Below are 19,045 nucleotides of genomic sequence, written 5' to 3' on the forward strand. Positions count from 1 at the left end.
CCGGACCCGGCCACGGCGCCGCGACAGCCGCGCTGCGTGCCACAGTGGGGCATGCCGGTGCCCGCGTCCATCCGCCGCCGCTGCCAGGACCTCCTGGGCGCGGGTGAGCGGATCGACTACCTGATCCCGATCGTCGCCGTCTGGCTCGGCCCGGTGATGTCCGGCATCGACTGCTACGTCGCGATCACCAGCCGGCGCATCGTCGTGCTGACCGGCAGCCTGGTGCGCCGCAGTGGGCCGACCGAGCTGAGCCTGCAGTACCCGCGCGCCACCCGGATCGGCCCGGTCGAGTTCGCCCCGACGCCGACGTTCCGGCTCGGCGGCCGCTCCTACGAGATCGACGACGAGTACGTGGCGGCCGTGCACGCGGCGGACGCCGAGCTGGACGGCCTGCTGCCCGAGGACCCGTTCCCGGACGCGTGAGGGGCGGTCAGGCCAGCCGCGACGTCCGATAGAAGCCTTCGATGTGGTCGGCCACCAGCCGGGCGGCGAGCTCACCGTCACCGGCGGCGACGGCGTCCAGGACCGCCTGGTGCTGCGACCGCAGCAGCGTCGCGATCGGCGACCATTCCGCCATGGTCGGCACGGCGGCGATGACGTAGCCGTGGATCGCCTCGCGCAGCGACGCCATGATGGTCGAGACCAGCACGTTGCCGGCCAGCGCCGCCAGCGCCACGTGGAACTCGGCGTCGAGCAGGTGGAACCGCTCGCGCGGCAGTTCCGGATCGTCCATCGCGTCGAGCAGCTGCTGCGCCGCGGCTACCTGCGACGGGGACGCCCGGCCGGCCGCCTCGCGCACCGCCCACGACTCCAGCAGCACCCGGGTCTGCACGATGTCGCCCATCGGCAGGTGGCTGGTGGCCAGGTGCAGCCGCAGCGTCGCGGTCAGCGGCGACGCGGGATCGGCGACGATGACGGCGCCCGCGTCGGGGCCGGAGCCGACCGCCGTCCGCACGACGCCCATCGCCTCGAGGACGCGGATCGCCTCGCGCACCGACGGACGGCTGATGCCGAGCTGGCCGGCCAGGGCACGTTCGCCGGGCAGCCGGTCGCCCAGGCGCAGCCGTCCGGCCGCCAGGTCGGCCTCGACCTGGCGCAACACCAGCTCGTGGGTCCGCACGGGATGAACCCTACTGATACCTTGTGGTCTGACCACATGGCCGACGCCCATGGAGCCATTCCGATGACCGACCGACAACTACCCCGCTGGTCCGAGTTGAAGCCGCTGCTGCGGGCGAAACCACCCGTGCTGAACCCGACCGACCGCCGGCTGGCGAAGGCGCTGACCATCGCCGACCTGCGCCGCATCGCCCGCATGCGCACGCCGCGGTCGGTGTTCGACTACACCGACGGCGCGGCCGAGGCCGAGATCAGCCTGCGCCGGGCCCGGTCGCTGTTCGCGAACCTGGAGTTCCGGCCGTCGATCCTGCACGACGTCTCCGCGGTCGACACTGCGACGACCATGCTGGGGCAGCCGGCCGCGCAGCCGTTCGCGTTCGCCCCGACCGGGTTCACCCGGATGATGAACCACGAGGGCGAGAGCGCGGTCGCCCGGGTCGCCGAGCGCATCGGCATCCCGTACTCGCTGTCGACCATGGGCACGACGTCCATCGAGGACGTCGCCGCCGCGGCGCCGCGGGCGCGCAAGTGGTTCCAGCTCTACGTGTGGAAGGACCGCTCGGCCGCCGAGGACCTGGTCCAGCGCGCCGCGAGCGCCGGCTTCGAGGCGCTCATGCTCACCGTCGACGTCCCCGTCGCCGGCGCCCGGCTGCGCGACGCCCGCAACGGCTTCACCATCCCGCCGTCGCTGACCGCGAAGACCGTGCTGGACGCCAGCCTGCACCCGGCGTGGTGGCTGAACCTGCTGACGACGAAGCCGCTGCAGTTCGCCTCGCTGACGTCGTGGAAGGGCACCATCGCCGAGCTGCTGAACCTGCTGTTCGACCCGACGATGACCATCGACGACCTGGCCTGGCTGCGGTCGATCTGGTCCGGCCCGCTGATCGTCAAGGGCATCCAGACCGTCGACGACGCGAAGCGGGTGGTCGACGCCGGCGCGGACGCGATCGTGCTGTCCAACCACGGCGGCCGGCAGCTGGACCGCGCGCCGGTGCCGCTGCGGCTGCTGCCCGACGTCGCCGCGGCGCTGCGCGGCCGGACCGAGATCTACCTCGACACCGGCATCACCAGCGGCGCCGACATCGTCGCGGCCAGGGCGCTGGGCGCCGACGCCTGCCTGGTCGGCCGCGCCTATCTCTACGGGCTGATGGCCGGCGGCGAGCGTGGCGTCGCCCGGGCCGCCGAGATCCTCACCACCGAGGTCCGGCGCACCATGCAGCTGCTCGGAGCCCGTAGCGTGAACGAGCTGAACCCCGACCACGTCCGGCTGCCCTGACCCGCACCCACACAGAAACGAGGAGACGACATGCAACTGATGCGCATCGGTGACCGCGGCGCGGAGCGTCCGGCCGTCCGCGCCGACGACGGCGCGGTCTACGACCTCAGCTCGGTCACCGGCGACATCGACGGCGCGTTCCTGGCCGGCGACGGGGTCGCGCGGGCCCGGGCGGCGCTGGCCGGCGGTGAGCTGCCGCGGCTGCCGGACGGCGGGCGCGTCGGCGCGCCGATCGCCCGGCCCGGCAAGATCGTGTGCATCGGGCTGAACTACCGCGACCACGCCGCCGAGACCGGCGCGGCGATCCCGGCGGAGCCGATCATCTTCATGAAGGCGCCGAACACCGTCATCGGGCCCGACGACACCGTGCTGGTGCCGCGCGGCAGCGTGAAGACCGACTGGGAGATCGAGCTGGGCGTCGTCATCGGCAAGGAGGCCCGGTACCTGGACTCCCCCGAGGACGCGCTCGACGTCGTCGCCGGCTACGCCATCTCCCACGACGTCTCCGAGCGGGAGTTCCAGCTCGAGCGCGGCGGCCAGTGGGACAAGGGCAAGTCGTGCGAGACGTTCAACCCGCTCGGGCCATGGCTGGTGCCGGCCGACGAGGTCCCCGACGCGGGCAAGCTCGGGCTGCGGCTGTGGGTCAACGGCGAGCAGCGGCAGGACGGCACGACGGCCGACCTGATCTTCGGCATCGGGCACGTCGTCTGGTACCTGAGCCAGTTCATGGTGCTCGAGCCCGGCGACCTGGTGAACACCGGCACCCCGGCCGGCGTGGCGCTGGGGCTGCCCGGCCAGCCCTACCTGCGCGCCGGCGACGTCGTGGAGCTGGAGATCGACGGGCTCGGCCGGCAGCGGCAGGTCCTCGCCGACGCCTGACGTTCAGCCATCCCCGGACAACGCGAGGGGCCGGCCGCCCGATGTCGGGCGCCGGCCCCTTCCCGCGTCAAATCCCCCGTTGCATCTCCGCGACGATGCTTTGACGACTCCGCCGTCAGCCGTGCGCGGTTTCGTACTTCGCGAGGATGTCCGACGGGATGCGGCCCCGGTCGGACACCTTCAGGCCCTGGTCGCGGGCCCACTCACGGATAGCCGTCGTGTCGGTGCGGCTGGCCCGCCCGCCGGTGGCCGCGGCGCGCCCGCGTCCCCGCCGTGCCGACGCGCGGCGGGCCGACGCCACGTACGGCGCCAGCGCGTCACGGAGCTTGCCGGCGTTCTTGGCCGACAGATCGATCTCGTACGAGGCTCCGTCCAGGGCGAAGCTCACGGTCTCGGTGGCTTCACCGCCGTCGAGATCGTCGAGCAGAATGACCTGAACCTTTTGCGCCATCGTTGATCCTTCCTGCGGGGGGTGTACTCGAAGATTAGTGTGACAACACTATTGTTACGCCCCGGTACACAGAATTTCAATTCGCCTGGCGCGAGCCGGCCCGGTCGTTTTGTGAGGTGGTCCCCAAACGCCTAAGCATCCGGACGTTACCCAGAGTATTCGGCTTGACGCGGTCCAGGTCCAGGAACTCGGCAACCCCTTCGTCGGCCGAGCGCAACAACTGCGCGTAGACGTCGGTGTCTACTGGCGTGCCTTCCACTCGCTCGAATCCGTGCCGGGCGAAGAAGTCGACCTCGAAGGTGAGGCAGAACACCCTCGCCACGCCGAGTTCTTCGGCCACCCGCAGCAAACGGGAGAGCAGCGCGTGCCCGACACCGTGCCCGCGCCATTCCGTGCCGACGGCGAGGGTTCGGACCTCGGCCAGATCCTCCCACATGACGTGCAACGCGCCACAGCCGATGACAGTGCCCGAGCCGTCGCCTGCGCCCGTTTCGGCCACCCAGAACTCCTGGATGTCCTCATATAGCGTGACGGTCTCTTTCGATAGCAGGATCCGCCGAGCGGCGTAACCGTCGAGCAGGCCGCGGATGTGCCGAACATCGGCGGTGCGTGCCCGCCGTACCCGAAAGTGCTGATCCGGCTCGATTTCGGCCGGCATCGTCATTCCGGCTTCACCAGCGGGAACAAGATCGTCTCGCGAATGCCCGCTCCGGTGAGCAGCATCATCAGCCGGTCGATTCCCAGGCCCATGCCACCGGTGGGGGGCATGCCGTATTCCAATGCCCGCAGGAAGTCCTCGTCCAGCTGCATCGCCTCGGGGTCGCCGGCGGCCGCCCGCAGCGACTGCGCCGTCAGCCGCTCCCGCTGGATCACGGGGTCGACCAGCTCGGAGTAGGCGACGCCCATCTCGACGCCGCGGATGATGAGGTCCCACGCCTCGGCCAGTCGCGGCTCGTCGCGGTGCGGCCGGGCCAGCGGCCGCACCTCCTCCGGATAGTCGCGGACGAACGTGGGCCTCACGAACGTGTGCTCGGCCAGCTTCTCGAACAGCTCCAGCACTGTCTCGCCGTGGCCCCAGGATGGGTCCAGGCCGACCTGGTGCTTCTCGGCCAGCTCGCGCAGCCGCTCGATGGGGGTGTCGACGGTGACGGTCTCGCCGACCGCCCGCGAGACGGCCTCGTGCAGCGTGACGTGGTCCCACGGCCCCTCGAGGTCGATCTCGCCGCCCCGCCCGTCGGGGACGACGGTGGTGCCGACGGCCCGCGCTGCATCGACGATCAGATCGCGGATGAGCTCGGCCATCGTGTCGTAGTCGCCGTACGCGCCGTAGGCCTCGAGCATCGTGAACTCGGGACTATGCGTGGAATCGATACCCTCGTTTCGAAAAATGCGACCGATCTCGTAGACCTTGTCCACACCGCCGACGATGGCCCGCTTGAGGTACAGCTCCAGCGCGATACGCAACGTCATCGGAATGTCGAACGCATTCAGCCGGGTGTGGAAAGGCCGTGCCGTCGCCCCGCCGTGGATGAGCTGCAGCACCGGCGTCTCGACCTCGATGTAGCCGTGCCGGTGCAGTGTTTCGCGCAGCGATCGGGTGACGGCGGCGCGAGTTCGCACCATGGCCCGGGCGTCGGGATTCACGATCAGGTCGACGTAACGCTGCCGGACCCGGGTTTCCTCACTCAAATCCTTGTGCGCCACCGGCAGCGGCCGCAGCGCCTTGGAAAGCATCGTCCAGCGGTCGGCCGACACCGACAGCTCACCACGCTTACTGACGATGACCTCGCCCTCGACGCCGACGTGATCGCCGATGTCGACCAGATGCTTCCAGGAGGCAAGGCTCTCCTCACCGACGCGGTCCAGCGAGAGCATCACCTGGAGTTCGGCGCCGTCGCCTTCGCGCAGCCGGGCGAAACAGAGTTTGCCGGTGTTGCGCAGGAAGATCACCCGGCCGGCGACGGAGGCGCGGTCACCGGTTTCGGTGCCGGGCGGCAAGTCGGGATAAGCCGCCCGCAACGCGCCGAACGTGTGGCTGCGCGGGAATCCGAGACGATAGGGCGGTTCCCCCGAAGCCAGCAACTCCGCACGCTTCTCGTGCCGGATGCGTACCTGCTCGGGCAAATCCAGATCGTCGGCCGGCGGCTGTCCACTCATGGGCGACAAGCCTAGGCCGTCGGCCGAGCGGGTCCGTCATGGGCAGGCGCGGAATGCTTGCCGGCGATTGCGCGAACTGCCACGCTGGAGGATGGAGGTGAGGTCGATGAGCACAGTCGAGGTCGTCGACCGTGGCGCCCGCGAGATCGTCGTGTTCCTCTCCGGCGACGTCGGCACCGAGCCCGACGACGCGTTCGGCCCGGCCATCGACGAGGTGGTCCGGCTGGAGCGGTTGAACGCGCTCGATCACGTCGTGGTCGACATGCACCGGGTCACCGGCATGAGCGCGGGCGCGATCGAGTTCCTGCGCGACCTGTCCGCCCGCGGCCGGTCGTCGGGGTTCGAGGTGTCCTTCGCCGCGCTCAGCGGCCCGGCGCACCGGGCCCTCGAGGCGAACGGCTGGTCGTTCGTCGAGCACAGCCCGCGCATGCACACGGGCCGCCGCGACTACGCCGTGTAGAAGCCCTGCCGCCAGCTCGGGTGGCCGGGCTTCCAGCCGAGCTCGCGCTTGGCCTTGGCGTTGGACGAACCGCGCAGCGACGTCATGAACGCGACGCCGAACTCGCCGATCAGCGGCTTGGCCAGCCAGGCGGGCAGCCGGCGCGGCGGCTTCGCGCCGACCGCGGCGGCCAGCGTGGTCAGCATCTCGCCTGCTGGGGCGGGGTCGTCGTCAGTGATGTTGTAGATGCCCGGCGCCCCGCCCTCGATCGCGGCCAGCGTGGCGCCGGCGGCGTCGTCGATGTGGATGACCGACCACACCGCGGTGCCGCCGCCGACGATCGGTAGCTTGCGCCGGCGCAGCAGGTCGGCGATGGCGCCGGTCATGCCGGTGCCGCGGCCGTAGAAGTTGGCGTAGCGCAGCGCGAGCCCGTCGATGCCAGGGGTGCCGGTGGTGACCCGTTCCACGTGCTGGATGCCGCGCAGGGTCTCGCGGCAGGCGGACTCCGGGTTCGCCACGAACGGGTCCTCCTCGGTCTTCACCGGGCCGCCGCTGCGGGCGTTGGTCCAGCCCGTGTAGCTCTGTGCGACGAACCGGGTCACGCCGTTCTCGCGGGCGGCCGCCAGCAGATGGTCGGTGCCCTCGATGCGCAGCCGGTTGGTGACGGCGAAATCGCGGTCGAACCGCTTCGGGTTGCCCGTCTGGTCGCTCAGCGCGCTCGCCTGGTGCACGATGACGTCCGGACGGGCGGCGCGGACCGCGGACATGACGCTGTCGGCGTCCAGTCCGTCCATCACCACGCCGTCGGCGCCGGCGGCGCGCAACTGCGCCACCTTGGACTCCGACCGCGTGGTGCCGGTCACCTCGTGGCCGGCCTCGACCAGCAGCGGGATCAGGGATCGTCCGACGGCGCCGGTGGCGCCGGCAACGAAGACTCGCATGACTGCCTCCTTCTGGCTCGCCCCTCCGACGAGGCGGCCCGGCATCTTGTGACACCATCGCCGGTGTGACCGATCTCGCGGTCTCCCACGACGACCTGCGACCGTTGATGTTCTCGGTGGCCTACCGCATGCTGGGCAGCGTCAGCGAGGCCGAGGACGTCGTGCAGGAGGCGTTCCTGCGCATGTACCGGGCCGGCGAGTCCGGCACTCGCGCGGACAACCCGGAGGCGTACGCCACCACCGTCACGACCCGGCTGGCCATCGACGCGCTGCGCTCGGCCCGGCACCGGCGCGAGCGCTACGTCGGGGAGTGGCTGCCCGAGCCGCTGCTCGCCGTCGACGACGACCCGGCCCGCCGGGTCGAGGAGACCGAGACGATCTCCACCGCGTTCCTCGTCGTGCTGGAGACGCTGTCGCCGCTGGAGCGGGCCGTGTTCCTGCTCCGCGAGGTGTTCGGCTACGGCTACGCCGAGATCGCCGCGGTGGTGGAACGCAGCGAGGCCAGCTGCCGGCAGCTGATGACCCGGGCGCGCAAGCACATCGACGAGCGGCGGCCCCGGTTCGAGCCGTCCGGCGACCGCCACGACGAGCTGGCCAAGACGTTCCTCGCCGCGCTCCGGGACGGCGACGTCGGCGCGCTGGAGCGACTGCTCGCCGCGGACGTCGTCTTCCACGGCGACGGCGGCGGCAAGACCGCGGCGGTGCGCAAGCCGCTGACCGGCGCGCTGCAGGTGGCCCGGTTCCTGGCCAACCTCGGCCGCACCGGCGCCGAGCTGGGTGTCGTGCTGACGCCGGCGACGGTGAACGGCCAGCCGGGCACGCTGGTGACGGCGCCGGACGGGGATCTGCTCGGCGTGCTGTCGTTGACCATCGCCGACGGCCACGTGGTCGGCGTGCACAACCAGATCAACCCCGACAAGCTGCACCACCTCGGCCCCGTCGGCGACCTGAACGCGCTGTTGAACCAGCGCTAGGCCGGGTGGTTGCGGTCGAAGACGAGGCGCAGGCCCATCAGCGTGAGCCAGGGCTCGTGGTGCTGGATCGTCGCCGACTCGTCGAGCACCAGCGGCGCCAGGCCACCGGTGGCCAGCACCGTCACGCCGTCAAGGCCGACCCCGAGCTCGGCCGCCATCCGGGTGACCACACCGTCGACCTGGGCGCTGAAGCCGTACAGCGCGCCGGACTGCAGCGCCTCGACGGTGTTCTTGGCGATGACCGAGCGGGGCCGGACCAGCTCGACCCGGCGCAGCTGGGCGGCGGCGTCGCGCAGCGCGTTCAGCGACACGTCGATGCCGGGGGCGATCGCGCCGCCGATGTACTCGCCGCGCGCCGAGACCACGTCGAACGTCGTCGCGGTGCCGAAGTCGACGATGATGCACGGCAGCCCCGTGCCGTACTTGTGCATGGCGGCCAGGGCGTTGACGATCCGGTCGGTGCCGACCTCGCGCGGGTTGTCCATGAGGATCGGCACGCCGGTCTTGACGCCCGGCTCGACCAGCAGCGCCGGCACGTCGGCGAAGTAGCGCTGCGCGAGCCAGCGCATCTCGCGCTGCACCACGGGGACCGTCGAGCAGATGGCGACGCCGTCGATCGGCTCGTCGGTCCCCGCGAACAGCCCGCGCAGCAGCGCCATCAGCTCGTCGGTGGTGCGGGTGGAGACAGTGGCGACGCGCCAGTGGTGCCGTACCTCGAGGCCGTCGAGCAGCCCGATGACGGTCTCGGTGTTCCCGACGTCGATCGCCAGCAGCATGCCGCTAGTCCGCCTCGACGGCGACGAGATCCAGGCCGAGGTCCAGCGCCCGGACCGAGTGCGTCAGCGCGCCGGTGGACAGGTAGTCCACGCCGGTGGCCGCGTACGCGCCGGCCTGTGCGAGCGTCAGTCCGCCGCTCACCTCCAGCCGGGCCCGCCCGTCCACGGCCTTGACCGCCTCGAGCACGTCGTCGACGGAGAAGTTGTCCAGCAGCACGAGGCCGGCGCCGGCCTCCACGGCCTCGAGGGCGCCGTCGATGTCGTCGACCTCGATCTCGACGTGCACGTCCGGGTACGCCTGCCGGACCGCCTGGAACGCCGCCGTGATGCCGCCGGCCGCGGCGATGTGGTTGTCCTTGATCAGCGCCGACTCCGACAGCGTCGACCGGTGGTTGACGCCGCCGCCGACCCGCACCGCGTACTTCTCCAGCGGCCGCAGCAGCGGCGTGGTCTTGCGGGTGTCGCGGACGGCGGCGGACGTGCCGGCCAGCACGTCGGCCCAGGCCCGGGTGGCGGTGGCGATGCCGGACAGCCGGCTGGCCAGGTTCAGCGCCGTCCGCTCGGCCAGCAGCAGGTCGCGGGTGCGGCCGTGCACCGTCAGCACCTTGGAACCGGCCTGGACCTCGGCGCCGTCGGCGACGTGGCGTTCCAGCTCGACGCCGGGGTCGGTGGCGGCGAAGACGGCCTCGGCGACCGGCAGCCCGGCGAGCACGCCGGCCTCGCGGGAGCCGAGCACGGCGACGGCGCGCTGGCCGGGCGGGATGGTGGCCGCACTGGTCACGTCCTCGCCGCCGCCGAGGTCCTCCTCCAGGGTGGCCCGGGCCAGGTCCTCGACGTAGCGAGGATCGAGACCCGCCTCGCGCAGCGCGAGTGTCACGGGCTCGGGCAGACTCATCGGTTACTCCTTCATGGGCTCATATGTCGTCGTGAGCACTCCGTCCGGATCCACGGCACTGACCAGGTGGCCACGCCAGCGGATGTCGTCCCGGTCCGGGAAGTCCTCACGCCAATGACCGCCACGCGTTTCCTCCCGCATGGCGGCATGCCGACCGAGCGTAACGGCCACGGTGTGCAGATTGGTCGTCTCCCACGAATCCGGGGTCATTCCGTCGCTGACGGGCTCGGCGGCGAGGCTCGCGAGCCGCGCGGCGAGCGTCGTCAGCGACGACTCCGAGCGCAGCACGCCGGCGCCGGCGGTCATCGCGGACTGCACGAACGGCCGGGCGTCGGCGGCGAGCAGGCCGACCGGGCCGTCCCGCTCGACGGGGTCGCCGGGATGCGCGTCGTCCAGCGACGACGCGAGGTCCTCGGCGATCCGGTGCCCCCACACGAGCCCTTCGAGCAACGAGTTCGACGCGAGCCGGTTGGCGCCGTGCACGCCGGTGCAGGACACCTCACCGCACGCGTAGAGCCCGGGCACGCTGGTGCGGCCGCGGCGGTCGGTGCGCACGCCGCCGCTGGCGTAGTGCTGGGCCGGCGCGACGGGCACGAGGTCGGTGGCCGGGTCGATGCCGTAAGAGCGGCAGCGCGCGACGATGGTCGGGAACCGCTCCTCCAGGAACTTCTTGCCCAGGTGCCGCGCGTCGAGCCAGACGTGCTCGGCGCCGGTCTCGGCCATCGCCGTCATGACGCCCTTCGCGACGACGTCGCGCGGCGCCAGCTCGGCCAGCTCGTGCCGGCCCTTCATGAACCGGCGGCCCTCGACGTCGCGCAGGACGGCGCCCTCGCCGCGGACCGCCTCGGAGATCAGCGGCTGCTGCCCCTTCGCCGACCGACCGAGCCACAGCACCGTCGGGTGGAACTGGACGAACTCCAGGTCGGCCACCTGGGCGCCGGCCCGCAGCGCCGCCGCGACGCCGTCGCCGGTGGAGACCGGCGGGTTCGTCGTCGACGCGTACACCTGGCCCAGGCCGCCGGTGGCCAGCACGACGGCCCGGCCGAGCGTCGCGCCGACGCCGCTCTGCGTGCCCTCGCCGATGACGTGCAGGACGACGCCGCAGGCCCGGCCGGTGGCGTCGGTGAGGACGTCGGTGACCAGCGCATGCTCCACGACCTCGATCTGCGGGTCCTCGCGGACCGCGGCCAGCGCCTCCAGCAGCGCCCGGGAGATCTCCTTGCCGGTCTGGTCGCCGCCGGAGTGGGCGATGCGGTCGCGGTGGTGGCCGCCCTCCCGGGTCAGCGCGATCTCGCCGTTGGGCGTCCGCTCGAACTGCGCGCCGAGCTCGACCAGTTCGCGGACCCGCCGCGGGCCCTCGGTGACGAGCGTGCGGACGGCGGCCTCGTCGCACAGCCCGACACCGGCGACGAGCGTGTCGTGCAGGTGCTGTTCCGGGCTGTCCTCCGGGTCGAGCGCCGCGGCGATGCCGCCCTGCGCCCACGCGGTGGCGCTGTCGGAGAGCCGGGTCTTCGTCACCAGCAGGACCCGGCCGGCCTTGCGGGCCTCCAGCGCGGCGGTCAGTCCGGCGATGCCGCTGCCGACCACGACGACGTCGGCGGACACCGTCCAGCCGGGGGCCTCGGTGCGCATGCGGCGGGGGATGCGTAGGGCGGTCACGCGCCACCAGCCTACGCCCGGGCGCGTCAGGGCAGGTCGACGGCGATGTTGTCGATCAGCCGGGTGGCGCCGGCGCGGGCGGCGACGAGCAGCCGGGCCGGACCGGACAGCGGCCCGGTGGCGAGGTCGTCGCCGCGCAGCTCCAGGTAGTCGACGTCGACGCCGGTCAGCTCGGCCCGGGCCGCGGCGAGGACGGCGTCCGGCCCGCCCGCCGCGGCGTCCGCGCCCGCCGTCAATGCCCTGGCCAGCGACGGTGCGGCGGCCCGCTCGTCGGCAGAGAGGTACAGGTTGCGGCTGGACAGCGCCAGCCCGTCGGCCTCGCGGACCGTCGGCACGCCGAGGATCTCGTACGGCAGGTCCAGGTCGGCGACCATGCGGCGGATCAGCGTGAGCTGCTGGTAGTCCTTCTCGCCGAACAGCGCGTAGTGCGGGACGGTGAGGTTGAGCAGCTTCGCGACCACGGTCAGCACGCCGGCGAAGTGCCCGGGCCGGACCGCGCCCTCCAGCTGCGTCCCCAACGGCCCGGGGTCGACGCGGACCAGCGGCTCGCCGTACGGGTACAGCTCCTCGGTGGCCGGCGCGAACACGACGTCGACGCCCTCGTCGGCGCAGGCGGCGAGGTCGGCGTCGAACGCGCGCGGGTAGCGGTCGAAGTCCTCGCCCGGGCCGAACTGCAGCGGGTTCACGAAGATCGTCACGATCACCGTGCCGTCGTCGCCGGCCTGCTCGCGGGCGGCGCGCATGAGGACGCGATGGCCCGCGTGCAGCGCGCCCATCGTCATGACGACGGCGGTCTCGTTCTCGCCCTGAGCGAGTGCCTCGGTCAGCTCGTCCCGGGTGCGGGCGACGATGGGGTCGGTCACGCCGCCACGTTACCGGGCCTCGCTACCGGGCCTCACCGGGTGACGACGGTCTGCACCTCCGCGACCGGCAGGTCGAACGTCGCCGACGTGGTCTGCGGGTCCAGCGGGCCCTGCGGCACGCCGTTGGCCGCCCACTCGATCGTCCACTCGCTCTCGGCCAGGACGTTCGTGACGGCGCCTGGCAGGTGCGCGCTGGACCGGGTGAACGTCAGCGCGCAGTCCGACGTGGCGCCGGACGTCCACTCGACGCCGTGGCCCGCACAGGAGACCGGAGCGGCGTCGCTGGCGGAGAAGTTCATGCCGGCCAGCGTGGCGTCGACCCGGGCCTCGTTCTCGCCGGCGGCCGCGTGCACCTCCAGCTGGACCGGGCCGTCGTCGAGCCACAGCCAGGTCGGCAGGTTGACGACGGTCGCGCCGTCGCCGGGGCGGCTCGGGTTCCAGGCGATCTGCGGGTCGGGCAGCTCGAGCTCGTCATAGGCGACCTGGACCAGGATCTCCGGCGGGATCGGCGGCACCGGGGCCGCCTCGCCCGGCTCGACGTAGACCGGCTCGAACTCGTTCTCGAACCAGTCGTTGGAGTACTCGATGAAGTCGTCGATGGGGCCGTCGTAGTCCGCGCTCGAACACACGCCGGACCACCAGCGGCCCTCGGTGTCATCCTTGTACGCCTCGTAGTTCGGGTACGGCGGGATCGACTCGCCGTCCGGGCCGCGGCCGCCGGTCCACTCGCCGCTCTGGACCATCTCGTAGTACTCCTGGCCGCTCCAGTCGGTGTTGAAGTAGCGGCACGGGGGCAGCACGACGACCGACTCGCCGGGGATCTCGTAGCCGTCGCCGCCGCCGGTGGTGCCCGAGCCCCACACCAGGATGGTGATGGAGCCGTCGCCGGACCCGCCCTCGGCGCCGCCTTCGTCGTCGCAGCTGCTGATGCCGCACCGCGGCGCCGGGTCGGCCGCCGCCGGTGGGACGGCGAGCGCGGCCAGGCCGGCGACGAGCAGGGCGGCGGCGCCGCAGATGATCCCGTGTCGGTTCAGCATGATGCGTCCTCGTCGAGTGTGTTCTCGTTGACCCGCCAGCCGTGGCCGTCGTTCGCCACGACGACGCGCATGGGGATGACCGGGTTCTCGTCCAGTCCGTCCGGCGCCCGTTCCTCGCCGTCGTCGATCAGCACGACCTCGGAGCCGTCGACGCAGCCGCCGAGCACGACCAGCGCGTCGCTGCTCTCCTCGACGACCGGGGTGATGACCATCTGGCCGCCGTAGCGGATGCCGTTGTCGACCTGGTAGTCCAGCGACCGCTGGACGCTCTCGATGACCGGCCCGACCGCCAGCGCCGCGAGCTGCTCGCTGAGCCGCACCTCGGCCAGCGACCAGCGCCACTCGCGAGCGAACTCGACGTAGGCGGCCAGCGCGGCCTCCTCGGCGGGGCCGCCGGGCGGCGGCGTGACGATCGTGACCCCGGCCTCGGGGAACGCGTGCTCCGTCGGGCCGGGCGGCGGTTCCGACGGCTCCCCCGCGGGCGTCGTCGCCGGGCCTTCCGGTGCGGTCGTGGTCGCGTCGCTGAGGCCGGTGGGCTCTTCGCCACCGGTCTCGCCGCAGCCGGCCAGCGTCAGCGCCAGGGCGCACACCACCAGGCCGGCGGCTCGTGGACGGGCAATCACGCTTCGCGCTCCTCGCGGACCAGGTACGGACGGTCATGCGTGTGCCCGGCGGCAACGTAACACAAATCCGCATGACAGCGCCAAGTGCTGCCGGTACTGTCCTGCGACTGTGCGCCTGTTCGCCACACTCGTCGTCCTCGGGTTCCGCCGCTGGTCGACGTACCGGCTGGCGACGGCCGCCGGCGCGTTCACGAACACGGTGTTCGGGCTGATCAAGGCGTCCATCATGGTCGGCGCGATCGGCGCGGCCGGCGGCGAGCTGGCCGGCTACGACGCGCGGACCGGCGCCACGTACGCGTGGCTGGTGCAGGCGCTCGTCGCCACCGTCAACGTGTTCAACTGGAGCGAGCTGGCGCTGCGCGTCCGCGACGGCGACATCGCCATCGACCTCGCCCGGCCGGTGGACCCGCAGCTGGCCTACCTCGCCGGCTTCGTCGGCCGCGCGATCCACCAGCTCATCCCGCGCGGCGGGCCGCCGCTGCTGGCCGGAGCGCTGGTCACCGGGCTGGCGCTGCCGTCGACGCCGCTGCCGTACCTGCTCGGCGCGGTGAGCGTCGTGCTGGGCGTCTGTGTGTCGTTCGGCGTCTGGTGGCTGGTGAACCTGTCGGCGTTCTGGCTGGTCGAGCTGCGCGGCGTGCTCACGCTGAACGTCGTGGCGATGGCGATCCTGTCCGGCCTGGCCATCCCGGTGCACTGGTTCCCGGACTGGCTGGCCACGCTGGCCGCGCTGACGCCGTACCCGTCGATCCTGCAGACGCCGGTCGACATCGTCACGGCCCGGGTCGAGGGGACGGCGGCGCTCGGCGAGCTGGCGGTCCAGGTGGCCTGGCTGGCCGGCGTCCTGCTGCTCGGCCGGCTGGTGTTCGCCCGCGGCGCCCGCAAGCTGGTGGTGCAGGGTGGCTGAGTGCTGGCGTCCGTACCGGGTGCTGCTGGGCTCGCGGATGCGCGCGCAGACGGCGTACCGGCGCTCGTTCGTGTCCGACGTGCTGGGCAGCGTCGCGATCGGCGTGATGGAGTTCGCCGAGGTCTACATCGTCTTCGCCAACGTCGACGTGCTGGGCGAGCTGGACTTCGCCGCCGCCGCCCTGGTGTTCGCGCTGGCCAACCTCGGCTTCAGCCTCGCCGACCTGCTGGTCGGGCACGTCGACACCCTCCCGGTGTACCTGCGCGAGGGGACGCTGGACGCGTTCCTGCTCCGGCCGCTGCCGGTGCTGGCCCAACTGGTCACCAGCGACGTGTCGCTGCGCCGGCTCGGCCGGATCGGTGTCGCCGTCGTCGTCCTCGCGGTCGCGTTGCCACTCAACGACATCGAGTGGACGGCGGCCAGGGTCGCGCTGCTCGTGCTGACGCCGCTGACCGCGGCCGCCATCTTCGCCGGGCTGTTCGTCTGCGCGGCGGCCGTGCAGTTCTGGTTGGTCGAGGGCGCGGAGGTCACCAGTGCCTTCACCTACGGCGGCTCCTACGCCTCGGCCTACCCGGCCAGCATCTTCAGCCTGCCGATGCGGCTGCTGTTCACGTTCGTCGTGCCGGCGGCGTTCGCCGCGTACCTGCCAGTGCTCGTGCTGCTGGACCTGCCCGGGCCCGCGGGCACGCCGCAGTGGCTGGGATGGTGCACGCCGCTGGCCGCCGTCGCCGTCTGGGCCGTCGCCCTGCTGGGCTGGCGGGCCGGACTTCGTCACTACACCGGGACGGGATCATGACCGAGCCGATCATCCAGGTGCGCGACCTGCGCCGCGAGTTCGTCGTCAGGAGCCCGGCCGGGCGGCTGCGCCGCGCGCGCACTGTCGTCGCCGCCGTCGACGGGCTGACGTTCGACCTCGCCGAGGGTGCTGCCGTCGGCTACATCGGCGCGAACGGCGCCGGCAAGTCGACGACGATCAAGATGCTGACCGGGATCCTGGTCCCGACGGCGGGGACGGTGCGCACGTGCGGCCTGGACCCGGTGCGGCGCCGCCGCGAGCTGGCGCGGCAGATCGGCGTCGTGTTCGGCCAGCGCAGCCAGCTCTGGTGGGACCTGCCGCTGGCCGAGTCGTTCCGCGCGCTTGCCGCGATCCACCGGCTGCCGGAGCAGAGCTGGCCGGCCCGCCGCGACGAGCTGGTGGACCGGCTGGACCTCGGCGGGTTCCTGGCGACGCCGGTGCGGCAGCTGTCGCTCGGCCAGCGGATCCGCGGCGAGATCGCGGCCGCGCTGCTGCACTCGCCCCGGCTGCTGATCCTGGACGAGCCGACGATCGGGCTGGACGTGCTGAGCAAGGAGCGGCTGCGCGTCTTCCTGGCCGAGCAGCGCGCGCTGCACGGCACGACGCTGCTGCTCACCACGCACGACATGGACGACGTGCAGCGGCTCACCGACCGCATCCTGGTGGTCGACCACGGCCGCCTCGTCTACGACGGGACGCTGCCCGGGCTGTCCGCGCAGGTCGGCGCGGAACGCGTCATGGTCGTGGACCTGGTCGAGCCGCTGCCCGACCTCGGCGCCATCGACGGCGCCCGCCGCGTCGCCGTCGAGTCCGACGGGATGCGGCACCGGCTCGCGTTCACCCCGGAGCGGACGACGGCGGGCGCGATCCTCGAGGCGATCGGCCGCCGCGGCCAGGTGCGCGACCTCGCCATCGAGGAACCCGACATCGAGGACGTCGTCCGCCGCCTCTACCTGGCCCAGGTCAGCGACGACGGTCCCGCAGCAGCACCATGAACAGCGCGCTCAACGCGGCCAGCCCGGCGCCGACGGCCAGCATGACGTCGGTGGCGCGGGCCGGGTCCGGCCCGGCCGCACCCACCACGGCGACCGCCACCGCGACCCCGACCGCCGCGCCGATGTAGCGGGCCGCGCTGTTGGCGCCGGAGCCCATCGCGGCGCTGCCGGGCGGCACCGAGTCGACCGCCAGCCGCGGCAGGATCCCGTTGACCAGGCCGCTGCCGATGCCGGCGACGATGAGGCCGGGCAGCAGCCGCTGCCACGATCCAGCGCCGAGGGAGCCGAGCAGCGCGACGGTGCCGACGGCGGACAGCGCCAGCCCGATGGCGACGATCGCCCAGCCGGGCCAGCGCCGGGCCAGCCGGCGCACCTCCAGCGCGACGACGAACGCGACGGTGGCCCACAGCGACGAGAGCAGCGCCGTCGACAGCGCCGAGAGGCCGAGGCCCTGCTGGATCAGCGTCGGCAGGTAGCTGAAGAACCCGATGACGGCGACACCGGTGGCCAGCGCGCCGGCGGTCGCCGCCACGAAGTCGCGCCGGGCGAACAGGCGCAGGTCCAGCATCGGTTCGCGGCCGCGCCACTCGGCGACGACGAACGCCCCCAGCAGCGCGACGGCGGCCAGCGCGAACGCCACGGCCGACGCCGTCAGCCCGTCGCGCACCTGGATCAGCGCGGTGAACAGCGCCGATCTCGCCCAGGGTCGCCAACGGCGCGGTGTAGTTCATCAGCACCAGCAGCGTCGCCGCGCTGGCCACGAGCAGGGTCGTCCGGGACGCGCGGCCGGTGACGGCGGGCGGCGCGGCGGTCTGGAGGGTCACCGAGGTCTCCTGAGTTCGTTGACTGAACCGATGGCAGCATACACACGTAGGTTCGATGAATGAACTCATGCGTCGTACACTGGACGCATGGCGCTCGGAACCGACTACAGCGGTCAGGACTGCTCGCTGGCCAGGGCGCTGGAGCTGGTCGGCGAGCGGTGGACGCCGCTGATCCTGCGCGACGCCTTCGTCGGGGTCCGCCGGTACCGCGACTTCCTCGACCACCTCGACATCCCGCGGGCGGTCCTGGCGGCGCGGCTGCAGGCTCTGGTCGACGCGGGTGTCATGGCGAAGGAGCGCTACCAGGACTCACCGCCGCGCGAGGAGTACGTCCTCACCGCGAAGGGCCGCGAGCTGTGGCCGGCGCTGCACCTGCTCGGCCAGTGGGGCGAGCAGCACCTCACCGAGCGCGGCCCGCGCCGCCTCTACACGCACCTGCCGTGCGGCTCACGGCTGCGGAACGGCAGTTGCCCCTCCTGCGGCGCCGTCGAGCTGGAAGACGTCGAGGTCCGGCCCGGCCCCGGCCTGGTCAGCACCCGCACCGACGCGGTCAGCGTGGCGCTGCGCGAACCGCGCCGCCTGCTCGATCCGCTGCGGACGTCCTGATCAGGGCGCCGGCGGCTCCGCGAGCACGTCGAGCAGCGCCTCGGCGTCGGCGGCCTTGAGGCGGCCGGCGGCCAGCGCGCGGGCGGCCGTGCGCCGAGCCAGCGCGACGTAGGTGCTGACCGACTCCGGCATCGCGATGGCGATCTCGGCGAGGTGGCTGGCGACGGTCTCCGCGTCGCCGCGCGAGACCGGCCCGGTGAGCGCGTCGTCGCCCTGCCGGAGGCTGTTGTCCAGCGCCGCGGAGAGCAGCGGCGCCAGCACCTTGTCCGGCTCGGCGATGCCGGTGGCGCGGAGCAGGTCCATCGCCTCGTTGACGAGCGTGACCAGGTGGTTCGCCCCGTGCGTCACCGCCGCGTGGTACAGCGCGCGGTGCTCCTCGGCGACGCGGATCGGCTCGGCGCCCATCTCGACGACCAGCGCCTCGGCGACCGGCCAGAGCGGCTCCGGCGCCGTCACGCCGAACGTGGTGCCGGACAGCCGCTGCAGGTCGACGGACGTGCCGGTGAACGTCATCACCGGGTGCAGCGCCAGCGGCAGCGCACCGGCCTTCGTCGCCGGGTCGAGCACGCCGATGCCGTACCGCCCGCTGACGTGCGCGACCAGTTGACCGGGCCGGACGGTGTTCGTCGCGGCCAGCCCCTCGACCAGCGCCGGCAGCGCGTCGTCGGGGACGGCCAGCAGCACGAGCCCGGCCCGGGCGAACACCTGCGGCACGTCGACCAGCGGCACGTCCGGCAGCAGCGCGCCGGCCCGGGTGCGGCTGGTGAGCGAGACGCCGTAGCCGGCCACGACGTGGTGGCCGGCCCGGGCCAGCGCCGCGCCCAGCACCGC

General features: G+C 72.7%; 22 protein-coding genes. 9 read left to right on the forward strand and 13 right to left on the reverse strand.

Annotated elements, in window-relative coordinates; genetic code table 11:
* Positions 1-57 precede the first annotated feature (57 nt).
* Positions 58-423 carry a hypothetical protein gene (locus C1I92_RS33315; protein ID WP_146605031.1) on the forward strand — a complete coding sequence of 122 codons (366 nt, stop codon included), beginning with the start codon at positions 58-60 and terminating at the stop codon, positions 421-423.
* A gap of 7 nt (positions 424-430) precedes the next feature.
* On the opposite strand, the gene C1I92_RS05670 is transcribed toward C1I92_RS33315, so the two are convergent.
* Positions 431-1,120: a FadR/GntR family transcriptional regulator gene (locus C1I92_RS05670; RefSeq protein WP_111253696.1), complete on the reverse strand. Its 690-nt coding sequence runs from the start codon at positions 1,118-1,120 to the stop codon at positions 431-433.
* A 63-nt stretch (positions 1,121-1,183) separates the two neighbouring features.
* On the opposite strand from C1I92_RS05670, the gene C1I92_RS05675 reads away from it, so the two are divergent.
* Together C1I92_RS05675 and C1I92_RS05680 are read left to right on the forward strand one after the other, a co-directional pair.
* Positions 1,184-2,395: an alpha-hydroxy acid oxidase gene (locus C1I92_RS05675; protein ID WP_111253697.1), complete on the forward strand. Its 1,212-nt coding sequence runs from the start codon at positions 1,184-1,186 to the stop codon at positions 2,393-2,395.
* A gap of 30 nt (positions 2,396-2,425) precedes the next feature.
* Positions 2,426-3,274 (forward strand): fumarylacetoacetate hydrolase family protein, encoded by an 849-nt coding sequence (locus C1I92_RS05680; RefSeq protein WP_111253698.1) that lies wholly within the window; start codon positions 2,426-2,428, stop codon positions 3,272-3,274.
* A 115-nt stretch (positions 3,275-3,389) separates the two neighbouring features.
* Here C1I92_RS05680 and C1I92_RS05685 read toward each other — a convergent pair whose 3' ends face one another.
* The 3 genes from C1I92_RS05685 to lysS all read right to left on the reverse strand — a co-directional run bounded on the left by C1I92_RS05685 (position 3,390) and on the right by lysS (position 5,882).
* Positions 3,390-3,725, reverse strand: coding sequence for a histone-like nucleoid-structuring protein Lsr2 (locus C1I92_RS05685; protein ID WP_111253699.1), 336 nt, complete (start codon positions 3,723-3,725; stop codon positions 3,390-3,392).
* Positions 3,726-3,801: 76 nt separating this feature from the next.
* Positions 3,802-4,389, reverse strand: a complete 588-nt coding sequence (locus C1I92_RS05690; RefSeq protein WP_233506861.1) for an amino-acid N-acetyltransferase — start codon at positions 4,387-4,389, stop codon at positions 3,802-3,804.
* The gene (gene lysS, locus C1I92_RS05695; RefSeq protein ID WP_111253700.1) at positions 4,386-5,882 is read right to left on the reverse strand and encodes a lysine--tRNA ligase; all 1,497 of its coding nucleotides are present in this window, start codon (positions 5,880-5,882) and stop codon (positions 4,386-4,388) included. Before lysS ends, C1I92_RS05690 begins: the two co-directional genes overlap by 4 nt.
* A 106-nt stretch (positions 5,883-5,988) precedes the next feature.
* On the opposite strand from lysS, the gene C1I92_RS05700 reads away from it, so the two are divergent.
* Positions 5,989-6,342: an STAS domain-containing protein gene (locus tag C1I92_RS05700; protein ID WP_158564014.1), complete on the forward strand. Its 354-nt coding sequence runs from the start codon at positions 5,989-5,991 to the stop codon at positions 6,340-6,342.
* Here the strand turns inward: C1I92_RS05700 and C1I92_RS05705 are convergent.
* Entirely contained in the window at positions 6,330-7,262 is a 933-nt protein-coding gene (locus C1I92_RS05705; RefSeq protein WP_111253701.1) for an NAD-dependent epimerase/dehydratase family protein, read from the reverse strand. The two genes, C1I92_RS05700 and C1I92_RS05705, sit on opposite strands and share 13 nt — an antisense overlap.
* Before the next feature lie 65 nt (positions 7,263-7,327).
* Between C1I92_RS05705 and C1I92_RS05710 the strand changes: the two genes are divergently transcribed.
* Complete coding sequence (locus C1I92_RS05710) at positions 7,328-8,236, forward strand: RNA polymerase sigma-70 factor (RefSeq protein ID WP_199520981.1); 909 nt, start codon at positions 7,328-7,330, stop codon at positions 8,234-8,236.
* On the opposite strand, the gene C1I92_RS05715 is transcribed toward C1I92_RS05710, so the two are convergent.
* From C1I92_RS05715 to C1I92_RS05735, 6 genes are read right to left on the reverse strand one after another with little or no spacing between them, the layout of a single operon-like run.
* On the reverse strand, positions 8,233-9,012 hold the full coding sequence (locus C1I92_RS05715; protein WP_111253703.1) for a type III pantothenate kinase: 780 nt from the start codon (positions 9,010-9,012) through the stop codon (positions 8,233-8,235). The two genes, C1I92_RS05710 and C1I92_RS05715, sit on opposite strands and share 4 nt — an antisense overlap.
* Before the next feature lie 4 nt (positions 9,013-9,016).
* A complete protein-coding gene (nadC, locus tag C1I92_RS34305) occupies positions 9,017-9,907 on the reverse strand; it encodes a carboxylating nicotinate-nucleotide diphosphorylase (RefSeq protein ID WP_199520982.1) in 891 nt (296 codons plus the stop codon).
* 3 nt (positions 9,908-9,910) lie between these two features.
* Positions 9,911-11,566: an L-aspartate oxidase gene (locus C1I92_RS34310; protein WP_199520983.1), complete on the reverse strand. Its 1,656-nt coding sequence runs from the start codon at positions 11,564-11,566 to the stop codon at positions 9,911-9,913.
* A 26-nt stretch (positions 11,567-11,592) separates the two neighbouring features.
* Entirely contained in the window at positions 11,593-12,429 is an 837-nt protein-coding gene (panC, locus tag C1I92_RS05725; RefSeq protein ID WP_111253704.1) for a pantoate--beta-alanine ligase, read from the reverse strand.
* A gap of 32 nt (positions 12,430-12,461) precedes the next feature.
* A complete protein-coding gene (locus C1I92_RS05730) occupies positions 12,462-13,466 on the reverse strand; it encodes a hypothetical protein (protein WP_111253705.1) in 1,005 nt (334 codons plus the stop codon).
* The gene (locus C1I92_RS05735; protein ID WP_146605032.1) at positions 13,460-14,089 is read right to left on the reverse strand and encodes a hypothetical protein; all 630 of its coding nucleotides are present in this window, start codon (positions 14,087-14,089) and stop codon (positions 13,460-13,462) included. The genes C1I92_RS05730 and C1I92_RS05735 overlap by 7 nt, the downstream gene beginning before the upstream one ends.
* 109 nt (positions 14,090-14,198) lie before the next feature.
* Between C1I92_RS05735 and C1I92_RS05740 the strand changes: the two genes are divergently transcribed.
* Genes C1I92_RS05740 through C1I92_RS05750 form a run of 3 tightly spaced genes read left to right on the forward strand, consistent with a single transcriptional unit; the run spans position 14,199 to position 16,784 of the window.
* Complete coding sequence (locus C1I92_RS05740) at positions 14,199-14,993, forward strand: ABC transporter permease (RefSeq protein WP_199520984.1); 795 nt, start codon at positions 14,199-14,201, stop codon at positions 14,991-14,993.
* Positions 14,986-15,789 carry an ABC transporter permease gene (locus tag C1I92_RS05745; RefSeq protein WP_111253707.1) on the forward strand — a complete coding sequence of 268 codons (804 nt, stop codon included), beginning with the start codon at positions 14,986-14,988 and terminating at the stop codon, positions 15,787-15,789. Before C1I92_RS05740 ends, C1I92_RS05745 begins: the two co-directional genes overlap by 8 nt.
* Positions 15,786-16,784, forward strand: coding sequence for an ABC transporter ATP-binding protein (locus C1I92_RS05750; RefSeq protein ID WP_111253708.1), 999 nt, complete (start codon positions 15,786-15,788; stop codon positions 16,782-16,784). The genes C1I92_RS05745 and C1I92_RS05750 overlap by 4 nt, the downstream gene beginning before the upstream one ends.
* On the opposite strand, the gene C1I92_RS05755 is transcribed toward C1I92_RS05750, so the two are convergent.
* Positions 16,753-17,451: an MFS transporter gene (locus C1I92_RS05755; RefSeq protein WP_111253709.1), complete on the reverse strand. Its 699-nt coding sequence runs from the start codon at positions 17,449-17,451 to the stop codon at positions 16,753-16,755. The genes C1I92_RS05750 and C1I92_RS05755 overlap by 32 nt on opposite strands.
* A gap of 244 nt (positions 17,452-17,695) precedes the next feature.
* Here C1I92_RS05755 and C1I92_RS05760 point away from each other — a divergent pair, with 244 nt between their 5' ends.
* Complete coding sequence (locus C1I92_RS05760) at positions 17,696-18,214, forward strand: winged helix-turn-helix transcriptional regulator (RefSeq protein ID WP_111253710.1); 519 nt, start codon at positions 17,696-17,698, stop codon at positions 18,212-18,214.
* On the opposite strand, the gene C1I92_RS05765 is transcribed toward C1I92_RS05760, so the two are convergent.
* Complete coding sequence (locus tag C1I92_RS05765; protein WP_111253711.1) at positions 18,215-19,042, reverse strand: Rossmann-like and DUF2520 domain-containing protein; 828 nt, start codon at positions 19,040-19,042, stop codon at positions 18,215-18,217.
* Positions 19,043-19,045: the final 3 nt, after the last annotated feature.

Source organism: Jiangella anatolica (genome assembly GCF_003236295.1).
Taxonomy (GTDB): Bacteria; Actinomycetota; Actinomycetes; order Jiangellales; family Jiangellaceae; genus Jiangella; species Jiangella anatolica.

Excerpts from the sequence above, each read along its gene's own strand:
- lysS (WP_111253700.1), bottom strand. The coding sequence starts at position 5,882 with ATGAGTGGACAGCCGCCGGCCGACGATCTGGATTTGCCCGAGCAGGTA.
- nadC (WP_199520982.1), bottom strand. The coding sequence starts at position 9,907 with ATGAGTCTGCCCGAGCCCGTGACACTCGCGCTGCGCGAGGCGGGTCTC.
- C1I92_RS05705 (WP_111253701.1), bottom strand. The coding sequence starts at position 7,262 with ATGCGAGTCTTCGTTGCCGGCGCCACCGGCGCCGTCGGACGATCCCTG.
- C1I92_RS05690 (WP_233506861.1), bottom strand. The coding sequence starts at position 4,389 with ATGACGATGCCGGCCGAAATCGAGCCGGATCAGCACTTTCGGGTACGG.
- C1I92_RS05730 (WP_111253705.1), bottom strand. The coding sequence starts at position 13,466 with ATGCTGAACCGACACGGGATCATCTGCGGCGCCGCCGCCCTGCTCGTC.
- C1I92_RS05685 (WP_111253699.1), bottom strand. The coding sequence starts at position 3,725 with ATGGCGCAAAAGGTTCAGGTCATTCTGCTCGACGATCTCGACGGCGGT.
- C1I92_RS05675 (WP_111253697.1), top strand. The coding sequence starts at position 1,184 with ATGACCGACCGACAACTACCCCGCTGGTCCGAGTTGAAGCCGCTGCTG.
- C1I92_RS05680 (WP_111253698.1), top strand. The coding sequence starts at position 2,426 with ATGCAACTGATGCGCATCGGTGACCGCGGCGCGGAGCGTCCGGCCGTC.
- C1I92_RS05750 (WP_111253708.1), top strand. The coding sequence starts at position 15,786 with ATGACCGAGCCGATCATCCAGGTGCGCGACCTGCGCCGCGAGTTCGTC.
- C1I92_RS05760 (WP_111253710.1), top strand. The coding sequence starts at position 17,696 with ATGGCGCTCGGAACCGACTACAGCGGTCAGGACTGCTCGCTGGCCAGG.
- C1I92_RS05715 (WP_111253703.1), bottom strand. The coding sequence starts at position 9,012 with ATGCTGCTGGCGATCGACGTCGGGAACACCGAGACCGTCATCGGGCTG.
- C1I92_RS05700 (WP_158564014.1), top strand. The coding sequence starts at position 5,989 with ATGAGCACAGTCGAGGTCGTCGACCGTGGCGCCCGCGAGATCGTCGTG.